The following is a 15,013-nucleotide window of genomic DNA, read 5'->3' as shown; positions in this document are numbered from 1 at the left end:
CATGGTTCGCTTCTTCATCGACCGGCCGATCTTTGCATGGGTGATCGCCATCGCGGTCAGCCTGCTCGGCCTGCTCGCGATCCTGATCCTGCCGGTGGACCGCTACCCGCAGATCGCCCCGCCCACCATCACCATCCGCGCCACCTACACCGGCGCCTCGTCACAGACCGTGGAAAACGCGGTCACCCAGGTCATCGAGCAGTCCCAGCAGAGCCTGGACCACCTGATGTACATGACCTCCACCAGCGCCTCGGACGGCTCGGCGCAGGTCAACCTGGTGTTCGCTACCGGTACCAATCCGGACACTGCACAGGTGCAGGTGCAGAACCAGCTGCAGGCGGCTATGGCGACGCTGCCGCAGGCGGTGCAGCAGAACGGCCTGACCATCACCAAGTCCAGTGGCTCGATCTTCGAGGTGCTGTCGTTCACCAGCGAAGACGGCAGCATGGACAACTTCGATGTCGCCAACTTCATGGAAGCGCGCATCGACGACCAGATCAGCCGTGTCAGCGGCGTCGGCAACATCCAGCCGATCGGCCAGGAATACGCGATGCGTATCTGGCTGGACCCGGAGAAGATGCGCCAGTACGCGCTGATGCCGTCGGACATCGAAACCGCACTGCAGGCGCAGAATACCGACGTGTCGGCCGGTGAACTGGGTGGCCAGCCGGCGCTGAAGGGCCAGCAGCTGGACGCCACGGTGACCGCGCGCAGCCGCCTGCACACGCCCGAGCAGTTCGCGCAGGTGGTACTCAAGGCCGATGCCAATGGCAGCGTGGTGCATCTGGGCGACGTGGCGACGATCGGCCTGGGCCCGGAGAGCTACGACAGCATCAGCACCTTCAACGGCAAGCCGTCGGCCTCGCTGGGCATTGAACTCAATGCCGGTGCGAACGCGATCGCAGTCTCCAAGGCCATCGATGCACGGCTTCAGCAGCTGCAGAAGTACTGGCCGCATGGCTACACCGCCCACGTGGCATTCACCACCACGCCGTTCGTGACCATCTCGCTGAAGGAAGTGGTGATCACCCTGATCGAGGCGATCGCACTGGTCGTGCTGGTGATGTACCTGTTCCTGCAGAACTGGCGGGCCACGCTGATCCCGACCATCGCGGTGCCGGTGGTGCTGCTGGGCACGTTCGGCGTGCTGGCCGCGTTCGGCTATTCGATCAACACACTGACCATGTTCGCGCTGGTGCTGGCCATCGGCCTGCTGGTGGACGATGCCATCGTGGTGGTGGAGAACGTGGAGCGGGTGATGACCTTCGAAGGGCTGGCACCGAAGCCGGCCACGCTGAAGGCAATGGGCCAGATCACCGGTGCGCTGGTCGGCATCGTGCTGGTGCTCACCGCGGTGTTCCTGCCGATGGCGTTCTTCAGCGGTGTCACCGGCGTGATCTATCGCCAGTTCTCGGTCACGATCGCTGCTGCGATGATCCTGTCGGTGCTGGTGGCGATGACCATCACGCCGGCGCTGTGCGGCAGCATCCTGCATCAGATTCCCAAGGGCGGCCACCCACATGGTGACCACGGCGGCGAGCCGAGCCTGCTGGGCAAGTTCTTCATCTGGTTCAACCACCGCTTCGAGCGCACCTCCAATGGCCTGCGCCATCGCGTCGATGGTTTCCTCGGCCGGCGCGCGCTGGGCGTGCTGTTCTACCTGGTGCTGAGCGTGGCCACCGGCCTGCTGCTGTGGCACCTGCCGGGCGCGTTCCTGCCCGATGAGGACCAGGGCATGCTCAACGCGCTGGTGAAGCTGCCGGCCGGTTCCACCCTGGAGCAGACCCGCGCGGTGATGGATCGCCTCAGTGCCGCCGCAGTGAAGGACAACAGTGTGCTGTCGATCCAGGCAACTGCCGGTTTCAGTGTTACCGGCAGCGGCCAGAACGTCGGCCAGGCCTTCATCCGGCTCAAGGATTGGGATGACCGCAAGGACGATGCCGATACCATCGCCGCGCGGCTGACCGCAGCCATGGCCAGCGTGCCCGATGCGCAGGTGTTCATCACCTCGCCACCGGCCATCCTCGGCCTGGGCGATGCCGGTGGTTTCACCCTGGAACTGCAGGACGAAGGCGGTGCCGGCCATGCCGCCGCCGTGGCCGCGCGCAACACGCTGCTGAAGGAGGCCGCCAAGGATCCGAAGCTGGTCAACGTGCGTTATGCCAGCCTGGAAGACGCGCCGGTGTACGCCGTGAAGGTGGACGACGCCAAGGCGCAGGCCATGGGCGTGAATCCGCAGGACATCAATGACACCTTGAACGCGGCGCTGGGCGGCGACTTCGTCAACAACTTCATCTACAAGGGCCGCATCAAGAAGGTGTTCATCCAGGGCACCGCTGAAGCACGCATGCAGCCGCAGGACATCGAGCGCTGGAGCGTGCGCAACCAGGCCGGCCAGATGGTGCCGCTGTCGTCGCTGGTCAGCAGCCACTGGACCAGCGCGCCGGCCGCGCTGCAGCGTTACAACGGCGTATCGGCGATGGAAATCACCGGCCAGCCGGCGCCCGGCGTCAGCTCTGGCGAGGCGATGGCCGAGATCGCGCGCCTGGCCGACACACTGCCGGAAGGCTTCAGCCATGCCTGGTCGGACATGGCCTACCAGGAGCAGCTGTCAGGCAACCAGGCGCCCATGCTGTACGCCATCTCGCTGCTGTTCGTGTTCCTGTGCCTGGCCGCGCTGTATGAAAGCTGGGCGGTGCCGTTCGCGGTGATGCTGGCGGTGCCGGTGGGCGTGTTCGGTGCCGTGCTGATGATGAACCTGCGTGGCCTCAACAACGACGTGTACTTCCAGGTCGGCCTGCTGACCACGATTGGTCTGGCAGCGAAGAACGGCATCCTGATCGTCGAGTTCGCGCGCATCCTCGAACAGCAGGGCAAGAGCACCCGCGAAGCGATCCTGCAGGCGGTCTATCTGCGGTTGCGGCCGATCGTGATGACCTCGCTGGCGTTCCTGATGGGCGTGTTGCCGCTGGTATTCGCCACTGGCGCCGGTTCGGCCGCGCGCCGTTCGCTGGGTACCGGCGTGGCCGGCGGTACGGTCGCCTCGATGGTGCTGGGCATGTTCTTCGTGCCGTTGTTCTATCTGCTGGTGCGCCGCATGTTCCCGGGCCGTGCGCCGGCCGAAGCCACTGCCACGGAGGCAAGCCCATGAAGCTGATGCTGCTGCGCGCCCTGGCGGCCGCAACGATGACCACCGTGCTGGGCGGCTGCGTGAGCATGGCCCCGCACTACCAGCTGCCCGAAGCACCGGTGCCGGCACAGTTCGACAATGCCACCACTGGCGAGGCCGGGCCGGCATTGGCGATGCCGGCCTGGCGCGAAGTGTTCCTGGAGCCGCGCCTGCAGAAGGTCATCGCGCTGGCACTGCAGAACAACCGCGACCTGCGCGTGGCGGTGCTGCAGGTGGAGAAGGAACGCGCGCAATACCGCATCCAGCGCGCGGCGCTGCTGCCATCGGTGGATGCCAGCGGCAGCGTCACCCGCTCGCGGGTGAGTGATGCCAACAGCGAGACCGGTACCACTCAGGTGACCGAATCCGATGCGGTGCAGGTGGGTATCAGCAGCTGGGAACTGGATTTGTTCGGGCGCATCCGCAGTCTGAAGAACGAGGCGCTGCAGAACTGGCTGGCCAGCGCCGAGAACCAGCGCGCCGCGCGCACCAGCCTGGTGGCCGAAGTGGCGACGGCGTGGCTGGCGCTGGCGGCGGACGAGCAGTCGCTGGCGTTCACCCTGCAGACCCTGGACAGCCAGCAGCAGACCCTGCAGCGCACCGAGGCCCGCCACGCACAGGGGTTGGCCTCGGGCCTGGACCTGTCGCAGGTGCAGACCAGCGTGGAAGCCGCGCGCGCTGCGCTGGCCAGGCTGCAGACCCAGCAGGCGCAGGATCGCGATGCGCTGCAGTTGCTGGTGGGCGCTCCGCTTGACGCGGCGTTGCTGCCCAGCGCGCAGGCGCTGGATGGCACCGTGGCGCTGGCACCGCTGCCGGCCAACCTTCCCTCAAGCGTGCTGCTGCAGCGCCCGGACGTGCTGTCCGCCGAGCACGCACTGCAGGCGGCCAATGCCGATATCGGCGCTGCGCGCGCCGCGTTCTTCCCGACGCTGACGCTGACCGCCAACTACGGCCACAGTTCCACCGTGTTGTCGACGCTGTTCTCGGCCGGTACCCGCGGTTGGTCGTTCGCACCCAGCATCACTGCGCCGATCTTCCACGCCGGCGCGTTGAAGGCCTCTCTGGATGCCTCGAAGATCGGCAAGGACATCGGCATCGCCCAGTACGAGAAGGCAATCCAGCAGGCCTTCAGCGAAGTGGCCGATGCGCTGGCCACGCGTGATCACCTGGTTGCGCAAATGGAAGCGCAGCGTGCACTGGTCGCCGCCAGCCAGCGCAGCTACACGCTGGCCGATGTGCGTTACCGCACCGGGCTGGACGGCTATCTGCAGGCGCTGGATGCACAGCGCAGCCTGTATGCCGCGCAGCAGGACCTGATTGCGTTGCAGCAGCAGGAGGCGGGCAACCGGGTGACGTTGTTCAAGGTGCTGGGAGGTGGCGCCGACGCACGGTAACGCGCTTGCGCGGGTGTGTGCGTCTTCCGCTCCGGTGGGTGCCGACCTTGGTCGGCACGGAAGCATGCGATCAGATGATTCGTGCCGACCAAGGTCGGCACCCACTAGGGCAGAGCTATGTGCCGACCAAGGTCGGCAGCCACCAGAAGCAGGTGCGACCGCTTACGCCACGCGGCCGCGGCGTGCGCGCTCCAGGTGCACCAGCAGCAGCGAGATCGCCGCGGGGGTCATGCCCGGGATGCGCTGCGCCTGACCGATGGTCTGCGGCCGAACGCGCTCCAGCTTCTGCAGTGCTTCGGCCGACAGCCCGCGCACGGTCGCGTAATCGAAGGCCTCAGCGATCGGCGTGGCCTCATGCCGCTGCTGGCGCTCGATCTCCTCGCGCTGGCGATCCAGGTAACCGGCGTACTTCACGCCGATCTCCACCTGCTCGGCCACCTTGCCGTCGGTCACCGCCGGGCCCAGCGAGGGCACCTGCATCAGCTTGGCGTAATCCAGCTCGGGGCGCTTGATCAGGTCCAGTACGTTGGTTTCGCGGCTGACCGCCACGCCCAGCGTTTCGTTCACTTCGCGGCCCAGCGCATTGGCCGGGGTCGCCCAAAGCGCGCCCAGTCGCGCGCGCTCGGCCTCCACCGCCGCCTGCTTGGTCTCGAATGCGCTCCAGCGACGATCATCGACCAGGCCCATCCCGCGGCCGACCGGGGTCAGGCGCTGGTCGGCGTTGTCTTCGCGCAGCTGCAGCCGGTACTCGGCGCGGCTGGTGAACATGCGGTACGGCTCGTTGGTGCCGTGGGTGATCAGGTCATCCACCAGCACGCCCAGGTACGCCTCGTCGCGGCGCGGGCACCAGCCCTCCAGCCCGCGCACCTGGCGCGCGGCGTTGAGGCCGGCCAGCAGGCCCTGCGCGGCCGCTTCTTCATAGCCGGTAGTACCGTTGATCTGGCCGGCGAAGAACAGGCCGTTGACCAGCTTAGTTTCCAGCGACGCCTTCAGGCCGCGCGGATCGAAGAAGTCGTACTCGATCGCATAGCCGGGGCGGGTGATGTGCGCGTTCTCGAACCCGCGGATGCTGCGCACCATCTCCAGCTGCACGTCGAACGGCAGCGAGGTGGAGATGCCGTTGGGGTAGATCTCGACGATGCCCAGGCCTTCGGGTTCGACGAAGATCTGGTGGCTGGCCTTCTCGGCGAAGCGCACCACCTTGTCCTCGATGGACGGGCAGTAGCGCGGGCCGATACCTTCGATCTGGCCGCTGTACAGCGGCGAGCGATGCAGCGCGTCGCGGATGATCTGGTGGGTCTGTTCGGTGGTGTGGGTGATCCAGCAGCTGACCTGCTGCGGATGCTCGTCCACCGAGCCGAGGAAGGACATCACCGGCCGCGGCGTATCGCCGGGCTGCTCGTCCATCACGCTGTAGTCCAGCGAGCGGCCATCGATGCGCGGCGGCGTACCGGTCTTCAGGCGGTCGACCTGGAACGGGCGCTCGCGCAGGCGCGCGGCCAGCGTGGTGGCCGGCGGGTCGCCCATGCGGCCGGCGGCGTACTGGGTCGGCCCGACATGGATCTTGCCGGCCAGGAAGGTGCCGGCGGTCAGCACCACCGCTTCGGCGTCGAAGCGCAGGCCGGTCTGGGTGATGACCCCGCGCACGGCGTCACCCTCGATCACCAGATCGTCTACTGCGGCCTGGAACACGGTCAGGTTGGCCTGGCCTTCGACAATGGCGCGGATCGCCATGCGGTACAGGTTGCGGTCGGCCTGGCAGCGGGTGGCACGCACGGCCGGACCCTTGGAGGCGTTGAGCGTGCGCCACTGGATGCCGGCGCGGTCGGCGGCATGCGCCATCGCACCGCCAAGGGCGTCGATTTCCTTGACCAGGTGGCCCTTGCCGATGCCGCCGATGGCCGGGTTGCAGCTCATCGCGCCCACCGTCTCGATGTTGTGGGTCAGCAGCAGGGTGCGCACGCCGGTGCGGGCCGCGGCCAGCGCGGCTTCGGTGCCAGCGTGGCCACCGCCGATGACGATGACGTCGTAACGATGGAAGGACGGGTTCATGGGTGCTGTTCAGCTGGATGCGGGCGCGGCCGGGGGCGGCGCCGGGGTGGCGATTTTAGCGCCATTCCGGGCCGGGACGTCGTCGCCAGGCGCCTGGCGTCGAAATCAGCCCTAAAGTTGGCAGGATTTTTGCAGATAACCCAATAGCACCCACCGTGGCTGGCGCCGTAGGCGCCCGTGACCGGAATTGGAACAGGGGCCGGTACAGGCGCACGGTGGGGGAGCAGGGGGCCGGCAGTCGGGGGACTGTCCGGCCCTGTTTTTTTGCTCTGTCGGGAAGGCGCCATCCACGCATGGCATGGATCTACTGAAGCCGGGGCTGTCGCCGGTTGGCGACCCGTCAAAACAAACGGCCCCGCATTGCGGGGCCGTCTGCCTTCAGAGGTGCCGACATCCGACAGGGCCGGAACAGGGGGGATCCAGATGTTCCTGTCGGATATCGACGTAGAGCTTTTTGCGGCGGCCCGTGTCGTTTTTGTCACTTTGTGACGCGGGCCGTCACCATCCCCGTAGATTGCGGCTTAGACCGTGTGAAATGCAAGACGGTTCAGCGCTCAACTGTGCGCTGCGTCCCACGATCCATGTTGCGCCAGGGGGAACCGTTCATCCTCGGTGCGCTTGGCGCCGGCGCCGGACGGGACTGCGGCGGGGGCGCCGACGGCCGCACGTTGGACTGCGGCGGGCGTCGCATCGAATCCATGTTCCGCCACGGCGAACCCCCGTTGTAGGACGGGCGCGACGGCGGCGGACGGTTCTCGCCGCCATTGCCCGGACGCGGCGGCGGGCGGTGATTGTGCGGCGGGCGGTAGATCGGGCGCGAGTAGTACGGATTGCCGTAGCCACCGTAGTAACCGCCATAGCCGCCGTAGTACGGGTAGCCGGAGTTGTAGGGATAGCCGGCCGGGTAGCGGTATTCCACCGACGGCGCACCGTGGTAGTAGCCGCCACCGCGGCCACCGCCGACGTAGTCGTAGGTGGTGCAGCCGGTGAGGGCCAGCATCAGGCCACCGGCAAGCATCAAGCGCGTTTTCATGGTGGGTCCCCCCAGAGGACGGGTGTGCAGTCAGCTTCGTGCGCGGGCATTGAATCGACCCTTAATTCCACCGGCCAGGATGAATGGAGGTGAAGGCCCGCATGCTGGCATGACCTGTGTCCCGGTCGCCAGCGCGGGGGCATACGTTAATCTTGCGTCATGAGCGATTCACTGTTGCCCCGCGCCGACGACGTCCTGCTTGCTGCCGCGAGGATCGCCCCGCATGCCAGCGTGACCCCGGTGCTGCGCTCGCACACGCTCGATGCGCTGGCCGGGGCACAGCTGGCCTTCAAGGCCGAGCACCTGCAGCGCGGTGGCGCGTTCAAGTTCCGCGGTGCCTGCAATGCGGTGTGGTCGCTGGATGCCGGCCGCGCCGGTGCCGGCGTGGTGACCCATTCGTCGGGCAACCATGGCGCCGCGCTGGCGCTGGCCGCGCGCACCCGTGGCATTCCCTGCCATGTGGTGGTGCCGGAAGGCGCGGTGGCGGCCAAGCTGGCCAATATTGCCCGGCATGGCGCCACGCTCTGGCACTGCCCGCCGACCATCGCCGACCGTGAAGCCACCTGCGCCAAGGTACAGGCTGATACCGGCGCAACCCTGGTCCATCCCTATACCGACCCGGCGGTGATGGCCGGACAAGGCACCGCTGCCCTGGAACTGCTGCACAGCGACGGCCCGTTCGACGTGCTGGTGGTGCCGGTGGGCGGCGGCGGCCTGGCCACCGGCACTGCGCTGGCCCTGCAGCACGCCAGCCCGCAGACCCGGCTGGTGCTGGCCGAACCGGCCGGCGCCGATGACACCGCGCGCTCGCTGGCTGCAGGCGAGCGTCTGGGCGCGTTCACCCCGGACACCATCTGCGATGGCCTGCGCACGCTGATCGGCGCGCCCAACTTCGCGCTGCTGCGCGCGGCCGGCGCCGAGGTGATCGTGGTCGACGACGCGTCGACAATGGCCGCGATGCGCCTGTTGTGGGAGGTCCTCAAGCAGGTGGTCGAACCGTCCTCGGCCACCGTGCTGGCCGCAGTGCTGGCGCAACCTGAGCGCTTTGCAGGGCTGCGCGTCGGGCTGGTGCTGTCCGGTGGCAACGTCGACCTGCCAGCGCTGCGCTGGGGGGCGCCGTGAGCCGCGACCGGCAGCGGCATCGCACCGGCCTGCTGGGCTGGCTGTGGCGGCTGTTTGTCCTGCTGGTGATCTGGCTGCTGGGCGTGACCGCGTGGATCGTGTGGGTTGGTGAACGCGACCAGGCCGCCAAGGCCGACGCCATCATCGTGCTTGGTGCGGCGGCCTATGACGCCAAGCCATCACCGGTGTTCGAAGAGCGCATCCGCCACGGCCTGGACCTGTACGAGGCCCGCTACGCGCCGCTGCTGATCTTCACCGGTGGCTATGGCGGCACCGGTGCACGCTTTTCCGAATCACAGGTGGCGCGGCGCTACGCGCTCAAGCACGGCATCCCGGACGATGCGATCCTGATCGAGACCGCCTCGCGCAACACCGTCCAGAACCTGGTCGAAGCCAAGCGGTTGATGGAGCAGCGTGACCTGCACCGGGTGATCATTGTCAGTGACCCGCTGCACATGGCGCGCGCGCTGCGACTGAGCAAGGCACTGGGGATCGACGCGCTGGCCTCGTCCACGCCCAGCACGCGCTTCCGCAGCTTCCACACCAGCTGGCGCTTCCTGGTGCAGGAGATCTACTTCTTCCACCGCGATCTGGTGCGCCCGCCGCTGAGTTCGCCGGCCAATACCTGAGGCGGAAGCCTGTTTTGGGTGGGTGCCAACCTTGGTTGGCACAATGCCGGCCGCAACGCGATCTGACGTGCTGTGCCAACCAAGGTTGGCACCTACCAGTGCGATTCGCGTACGGCGTGGAATGCGGTAGTGCCGGCCGCTGGCCGGCAGATGTCCAGCATGGAATCATGAGATTGCCGGCCAGCGGCCGGCACTACCGGACGATCAGGTCTGCCTGCGCCGGATCGGAATCGCCGACACCGGTACCGATGCCACGTCATGCCCACCTTCGCGGATCGGCGCGCCCGGGTCCGGCGCCCAGGCGTGGGCATAGATCACTTCCCAGCTGCTCGGCAGCTTGCCGTCGGCGCGGCGCATCGGCTCGTAGGCGGCCGCAGCAGCAGCGAAGCGGCCACGCCCGGTCAGCGTGTGGCGGCGGTCGACGCGGGCATTCGTTGCGCCCATCGCACGCAGTTCGCGCATCAGCGAGGGCAGGTCGTCGTAGGTCAGGGTGAACAGGTCGCGGTCCAGCACCGGGTCGCGGAAGCCGGCCATCATCAGCGCATCGCCGAACTGGGCGATCTGCGCGAAGCGGCTCACGTGCGGGCGGTCATCGGCAGCGGCGAATGCCTCGTTGAGTTCGATCAGGGTTTCCGGGCCGAAGGTCGAGCACACCAGCAGGCCGCCTGGTTTGAGTACGCGGCGGAACCCGGCGAACACCGCCGGCAGGTCGTCCACCCACTGCAGGCACAGGTTGCTGAAGATCACGTCCACGCTGTTGTCGGCCAGCGGCAGCGCGGCGGCGTCGCCGCACAGGCGCTGGAACGGCTTCCACCAGCCAGCCTGGCGCTTGGCCTGGTCCAGCATCGGCAGCGCCACGTCCAGCGCGATCACCTGCGCCTTCGGCCAGCGCTTCTTCATCAGCGCGCTGGCATGACCGGTACCGGCGCCGATATCCAGCACTACCTCGGGCTTGCGCGCCTCCAGGTAGTCCAGCGATTCGATCAGCCGCGACTGCACCTCGCGCTGCAGGGCGGCGGCGGCATCGTAGCTGTTGGCGGCGCGGGCGAACGCGCGGCGGACATGGCGGGCATCGAAGTGGGACGGCATTGCAGGAGTCTCTTAGAACGTACCGGGGTAGGCGCCGCCATCGATCAGCAGGTTCTGCCCGGTGAGGTAACCGGCCTGTGCGCTGCACAGGAAGGCGCAGGCGGCGCCGAACTCATCCGGCGTGCCGAAGCGGCCGGCGGGGATCTGCTGGCGGCGGCGTTCGGCCACTTCGCCAGCATCGCCGTCCTTGCCCGCACTGTGGGCGAAGTTGGCACGCAGGCGGTCGGTGTCGAACTGGCCGGGCAGCAGGTTGTTGATGGTGACGTTGTGGGCCACGGTGCGGCGCGACAGGCCGGCGACGAAGCCGGTCAGGCCACTGCGCGCGCCATTGGACAGCGCCAGGATGTCGATCGGGGCTTTCACCGCCGATGAGGTGATGTTGACGATGCGGCCGAAGCTGCGCTCGATCATCGCGTCGACGGTGGCGCGGATCAGCGCGATCGGCGCCAGCATGTTGGCGTCCAGCGCAGCGATCCAGTCGTCGCGTTCGAAATTGCGGAAATCACCGGGCGGCGGGCCACCGGCGTTGTTGACCAGGATATCCACCTGCGGGCAGGCGGCCAGCGCCGCGGTACGACCGGCCTCGGTGGTGACGTCGGCGGAGACCGCGCGTACTTCAGCGGCGCCGGACAGCGCGCGCAGTTCCTTGGCAGCCTGCTGCAGCGCCGTTTCGCCACGAGCCACGATCACCACGTTGACGCCCTCGCGCACCAGCGCACGCGCGCAGCCCAGACCCAGCCCCTTGCTTGCGCCGCAGACCAGTGCCCAGCGGCCATTGATACCCAGATCCATGCGTCAGTCCTGCGGAATTCGGAAGGCGCTCATTGTCCGCCATCGGCCGGTGACAGGCTGGCAACGAAGTGTTGCAACGCGGTGGCCACCTCATCGGCATGGCCGAGGAAGGGAGCGTGGCCGCCATGGGCGATGGTCAGCGCCTGTCCGCCCGGGGCCAGCGCTGCAGCGGCCTGCATCGCCGACGGCGACACCAGCCGGTCGCGTTGGCCGGCGATCCACAGGCTGGGCTTGCCCAGCGTCGGCAGCGCGCCACGCAGGTCGGCGCTTTCCAGCAGCCGCAGGCCCTCCAGCAGCGCGCGTTCGGTGGGCGCACCGCGCTCGACCAGGCGCTGGCGCAATGTGCGCAGCTCCTCGCGGGCATGCGCCGAGCCCATCACGTCCAGCGCCAGGAAGCGTTCCAGAGTGCCGGCAAAATCGGTGGCCAGTTCGCGCCCGAACTGCTCGAACACTGCCGGTTCCACCGCGTGCGGCCAATCTTCGCCACGTACGAAGCGCGGTGTGGCGGCGATCATCGCCAGCCCACGCACCTTCGGCAGCGTCGCCGCCGCGTGCAGCGCGAACAATCCGCCCAGCGACCAGCCGCACCACACTGCCGGTGGCGTGGCCGCAGCAATCGCGTTGACCACGAACGGCAGGCGCAGCGGCGTGGTGTCGTCGCGGCTGTGGCCATGGCCGGGAAGGTCGACCAGGTGCAGGGTGAACCGGTCCGCCAGGCGCTGCACCAGCGGTGCGAACACGCCGCCCTGCAGGGCCCAGCCGTGGATCAGAACCAGGTCCGGCCCGCGGCCGGTGACTTCAATATGCATGGGGAACTACACGGAACTCAGGCAAAAGCGGGCAGCGGCGGTGGCGCGGCTTCACGCGCGGCCAGGGTCACGCGGTCGCGCGCGCTGGCGATGGCCTCGACCAGGCCGCGCACCTGTTCCGGCGTATGCAGTGCGGACAGCGTGACGCGCAGCCGCGCCTTGCCTTCCGGCACCGTCGGCGGGCGGATCGCACCGACCAACCAGCCGGCCTGTTCCAGCGTCGTGGACATCGCCACGGCCGCGTGGTCATCACCGCACAGCAGCGGTTGGATCGGTGTATCCGAGGCCATCAGGTCCAGCCCATGGCGACGGGCTTCGCTGCGGAACAGCGCGATCAGGTCGGCCAGCTTGGAACGGCGCCAGTGGTCACGGCGCGCCAGGCGTACCGCTTCCAGTGCGGCAGCGGCCATCGCCGGTGGCACTGCGGTGGTGTAGATGTAGGGGCGTGCGGTTTCGGCCAGGTGCTCGATCAGGTCGTCGCGGCCCAGTACCAGTGCGCCGGAACCGCCCAGCGCCTTGCCCAGCGTGACCAGCTGCAGCGGCACATCGTCCACGCCCAGACCAGCGGCCGCGACGGCGCCGCGGCCATCACCGACCACGCCTACACCGTGTGCGTCATCGACGTAGAACAGCGCCTGCTGCAGGCGTGCCACAAGCGACAACGCGCGCAGCGGTGCGATGTCGCCATCCATGCTGAAGACACCGTCGGTGGCCAGCATCGCCGCGCCATCCGGCGCGTGCTTGAGCTGACGCATTGCGCCCTCCGCATCCAGATGCGGATAGCGGCGCAGGCGTGCACCGGCCAGCCGCGTGGCATCGAGCAGGCTGGCGTGGTTGAGCTTGTCCTGCACGCAGACGTCGTTCTCTTCGCTCAGCAGCGCCTGCTGCACCGCCAGGTTGGCGGCGAAGCCACTGCCGAACAGCAGCGCACGCGGATAGCCCAGCCACTCGGCCACTTCGCGTTCAAGCGCTTCGTGCATGGCGTGATGGCCGCAAACCAGGTGCGAGGCACCGGCACCGGCACCCTCACGCGCCGCGGCGTCCTGCAACGCGTTGACCACGCTGAACTGCTGGGCCAGGCCCAGGTAGTCGTTGCTGCAGAAGCCCGTCAGCCACTGGCCGTCCACCTCCAGGCGCACGCCATCACGACGGGTGACCGTGCGTCGCGGGCGGCGACGGCCTTGGGCATCGCGCAGGGCGCGTTGGGCGTGGAGGCGGGCGGTCAGGTCGGGGCGGGCCATGGTGGCTGAATGCGACGACGGGGCGGCTAGGGTAGCGCGTTGCCGCGACGCCTGCCTGCATCCCGTCTCAGGCCGCGTGAGCGCAGCCACAGCCGGGCGTATCGGCGCTGATATCGGCGTGCACGGTGCCGCCGTGGTCGTGGCCCTCGGCATCCACCTGCACCGCCATCGGCTGCAGTCCCAGCCGCGCGAACAGCGCCAGGTCGCGCTCGCTCTCCGGGTTGCCGGTGGTCAGCAGCTTGTCGCCGTAGAAGATGGAGTTGGCGCCAGCGACGAAGCACAGCGCCTGCAGTTCATCGCTCATCGCCTCGCGACCGGCCGACAGCCGCACCATCGAGCGCGGCATGACGATGCGTGCCACCGCGATCATGCGCACGAACTCGAACGGGTCCAGTTCGGCGCTGCCATGCAGCGGCGTGCCCGCCACCTGCACCAGCTTGTTGATCGGCACCGAATCGGGGTGTGCCGGCAACGTGGCCAGCGCCAGCAGCAGGCCGACGCGCTGCGCGCGCGTCTCGCCCATGCCGACGATGCCGCCGCAGCAGGTCTTCAGGCCGGCATCGCGCACGTGCTCCAGCGTATCCAGGCGGTCCTGGTACTGGCGCGTGTGGATGATTGAATCGTAGTAGTCCGGCGCGGTATCGAGGTTGTGGTTGTAGTAGTCCAGTCCGGCGTCCTTCAGCGCACGTGCCTGCTCGCCACTGAGCATGCCCAGCGTGGCGCAGGTCTCCAGGCCCAGTGCCTTCACCCCGGCGATCATCGCCGCCACCTTCGGGATGTCGCGGTCCTTTGGTGAACGCCACGCGGCGCCCATGCAGAAGCGCGACGCACCGGCGGCCTTGGCCTGGCGTGCCTTGGCCAGCACCGCATCGGTCTCCATCAGCTTCTGCGCGTTCACCCCGGTGTTGTAGCGCTGCGCCTGCGGGCAGTACGCGCAGTCTTCCGGGCAACCACCGGTTTTCACCGACAGCAGCGTGGAGACCTGCACCTGCGAGGGGTCGAAGTGCTCGCGGTGGACCGTCGCGGCGCGGAACAGCAGCTCGGGGAACGGCAGATCGAACAGCCCCTGCAGTTCGTCGTGTTGCCAGTCGTGGCGGATGGCAGCAGCCATGGCGGGACCTTGGGTACGAGTGGAGCGAGGGCGGCAGTGTGGGGGGGCGCGTTCAGGCTGTCAACCATAAGATATTTGAAATGGTTTACAGCGGCGGTGGCGGCCCGCTTCACCGACTACCCGGTGACGCAACTACGGGCCGGCACGTGCTGCCGGGACACGCGTTGAAGCTGATCCGGGAAGAGGCGGTGCGCGGGGCGCTGGAGATACACTCAGCCGTGCACATTCAATCGGGCCGCGTTGCAATGAACCCTCTCGACAGCTGGTTGCCCATCACCCGCGAAGAACTGGAAGCCCTGATCGCGCGGCAATTGCAGGACTGCTCACCGGGGCATCGAGCCATCTTCGAGTCTCTGCGTGTGCCATTGCGCGCAATGCCACTGCACAGGCTGCGTACCATCGAGTCGGTATGGGTGGTCGCACATCTACCTGACGGGTTGCTGTACTACGAGGACGTCGAGGAAGGGTTCGAGGTGGGGGCGCCCGGCGAGGATGGCGTCCTGCCGGACCGGGGTTGTTCCCAGCTGGCGCTGACCCACGTTCTCCATCGTTTGGCGATCTGAACATCGGGA

The 15,013-nt window shown here is 68.0% G+C and carries 12 protein-coding genes; 5 read left to right on the top strand and 7 right to left on the bottom strand.

Annotated elements, in window-relative coordinates; translation table 11 throughout:
• The first annotated feature begins 1 nt into the window (after position 1).
• Both smeB and smeC read left to right on the top strand, forming a co-directional pair.
• Complete coding sequence (smeB, locus tag DI041_RS05210) at positions 2 to 3,151, top strand: multidrug efflux RND transporter permease subunit SmeB (RefSeq protein WP_136639197.1); 3,150 nt, start codon at positions 2 to 4, stop codon at positions 3,149 to 3,151.
• Positions 3,148 to 4,563 carry a multidrug efflux transporter outer membrane subunit SmeC gene (gene smeC / locus DI041_RS05205; RefSeq protein ID WP_136639196.1) on the top strand — a complete coding sequence of 472 codons (1,416 nt, stop codon included), beginning with the start codon at positions 3,148 to 3,150 and terminating at the stop codon, positions 4,561 to 4,563. Before smeB ends, smeC begins: the two co-directional genes overlap by 4 nt.
• Positions 4,564 to 4,725: 162 nt before the next feature.
• Here the strand turns inward: smeC and mnmG are convergent, their stop codons facing one another.
• Both mnmG and DI041_RS05190 read right to left on the bottom strand, forming a co-directional pair.
• Positions 4,726 to 6,615, bottom strand: coding sequence for a tRNA uridine-5-carboxymethylaminomethyl(34) synthesis enzyme MnmG (mnmG, locus tag DI041_RS05200; protein WP_136639195.1), 1,890 nt, complete (start codon positions 6,613 to 6,615; stop codon positions 4,726 to 4,728).
• Between the two features lie 547 nt (positions 6,616 to 7,162).
• Positions 7,163 to 7,648 (bottom strand): hypothetical protein, encoded by a 486-nt coding sequence (locus DI041_RS05190; RefSeq protein WP_136639193.1) that lies wholly within the window; start codon positions 7,646 to 7,648, stop codon positions 7,163 to 7,165.
• Positions 7,649 to 7,807: 159 nt separating this feature from the next.
• On the opposite strand from DI041_RS05190, the gene DI041_RS05185 reads away from it, so the two are divergent.
• Positions 7,808 to 8,770, top strand: coding sequence for a pyridoxal-phosphate dependent enzyme (locus DI041_RS05185; protein ID WP_136639192.1), 963 nt, complete (start codon positions 7,808 to 7,810; stop codon positions 8,768 to 8,770).
• Entirely contained in the window at positions 8,755 to 9,399 is a 645-nt protein-coding gene (locus DI041_RS05180; RefSeq protein WP_041864602.1) for a YdcF family protein, read from the top strand. Before DI041_RS05185 ends, DI041_RS05180 begins: the two co-directional genes overlap by 16 nt.
• A gap of 204 nt (positions 9,400 to 9,603) precedes the next feature.
• Here the strand turns inward: DI041_RS05180 and bioC are convergent, their stop codons facing one another.
• The 5 genes from bioC to bioB all read right to left on the bottom strand — a co-directional run bounded on the left by bioC (position 9,604) and on the right by bioB (position 14,441).
• Entirely contained in the window at positions 9,604 to 10,488 is an 885-nt protein-coding gene (gene bioC / locus DI041_RS05175) for a malonyl-ACP O-methyltransferase BioC (RefSeq protein WP_136639191.1), read from the bottom strand.
• Between the two features lie 12 nt (positions 10,489 to 10,500).
• Entirely contained in the window at positions 10,501 to 11,280 is a 780-nt protein-coding gene (locus tag DI041_RS05170; RefSeq protein ID WP_136639190.1) for an SDR family oxidoreductase, read from the bottom strand.
• Positions 11,281 to 11,309: 29 nt separating this feature from the next.
• Positions 11,310 to 12,089, bottom strand: a complete 780-nt coding sequence (bioH, locus tag DI041_RS05165; RefSeq protein WP_136639189.1) for a pimeloyl-ACP methyl ester esterase BioH — start codon at positions 12,087 to 12,089, stop codon at positions 11,310 to 11,312.
• A gap of 17 nt (positions 12,090 to 12,106) precedes the next feature.
• Positions 12,107 to 13,330, bottom strand: coding sequence for an 8-amino-7-oxononanoate synthase (gene bioF, locus DI041_RS05160; protein WP_136639188.1), 1,224 nt, complete (start codon positions 13,328 to 13,330; stop codon positions 12,107 to 12,109).
• 67 nt (positions 13,331 to 13,397) lie between these two features.
• Complete coding sequence (gene bioB / locus DI041_RS05155) at positions 13,398 to 14,441, bottom strand: biotin synthase BioB (RefSeq protein ID WP_136639187.1); 1,044 nt, start codon at positions 14,439 to 14,441, stop codon at positions 13,398 to 13,400.
• 164 nt (positions 14,442 to 14,605) lie between these two features.
• On the opposite strand from bioB, the gene DI041_RS05150 reads away from it, so the two are divergent.
• Entirely contained in the window at positions 14,606 to 15,004 is a 399-nt protein-coding gene (locus DI041_RS05150) for a hypothetical protein (RefSeq protein ID WP_248298488.1), read from the top strand.
• Positions 15,005 to 15,013 lie beyond the last annotated feature (9 nt).

Origin of the sequence: Stenotrophomonas maltophilia (assembly GCF_004920835.1) — a bacterium.
Lineage (GTDB): Bacteria > Pseudomonadota > Gammaproteobacteria > Xanthomonadales > Xanthomonadaceae > Stenotrophomonas > Stenotrophomonas maltophilia_AQ.
The sequence above is the reverse complement of the archived record's forward strand: the minus strand, read 5'-3'. Positions and strand labels throughout refer to the sequence as shown.

Coding starts and splice junctions, on each gene's coding strand:
- smeB (WP_136639197.1), top strand. CDS start 2: ATGGTTCGCTTCTTCATCGACCGGCCGATCTTTGCATGGGTGATCGCC.
- smeC (WP_136639196.1), top strand. CDS start 3,148: ATGAAGCTGATGCTGCTGCGCGCCCTGGCGGCCGCAACGATGACCACC.
- mnmG (WP_136639195.1), bottom strand. CDS start 6,615: ATGAACCCGTCCTTCCATCGTTACGACGTCATCGTCATCGGCGGTGGC.
- DI041_RS05190 (WP_136639193.1), bottom strand. CDS start 7,648: ATGAAAACGCGCTTGATGCTTGCCGGTGGCCTGATGCTGGCCCTCACC.
- DI041_RS05185 (WP_136639192.1), top strand. CDS start 7,808: ATGAGCGATTCACTGTTGCCCCGCGCCGACGACGTCCTGCTTGCTGCC.
- bioC (WP_136639191.1), bottom strand. CDS start 10,488: ATGCCGTCCCACTTCGATGCCCGCCATGTCCGCCGCGCGTTCGCCCGC.
- DI041_RS05170 (WP_136639190.1), bottom strand. CDS start 11,280: ATGGATCTGGGTATCAATGGCCGCTGGGCACTGGTCTGCGGCGCAAGC.
- bioH (WP_136639189.1), bottom strand. CDS start 12,089: ATGCATATTGAAGTCACCGGCCGCGGGCCGGACCTGGTTCTGATCCAC.
- bioF (WP_136639188.1), bottom strand. CDS start 13,330: ATGGCCCGCCCCGACCTGACCGCCCGCCTCCACGCCCAACGCGCCCTG.
- bioB (WP_136639187.1), bottom strand. CDS start 14,441: ATGGCTGCTGCCATCCGCCACGACTGGCAACACGACGAACTGCAGGGG.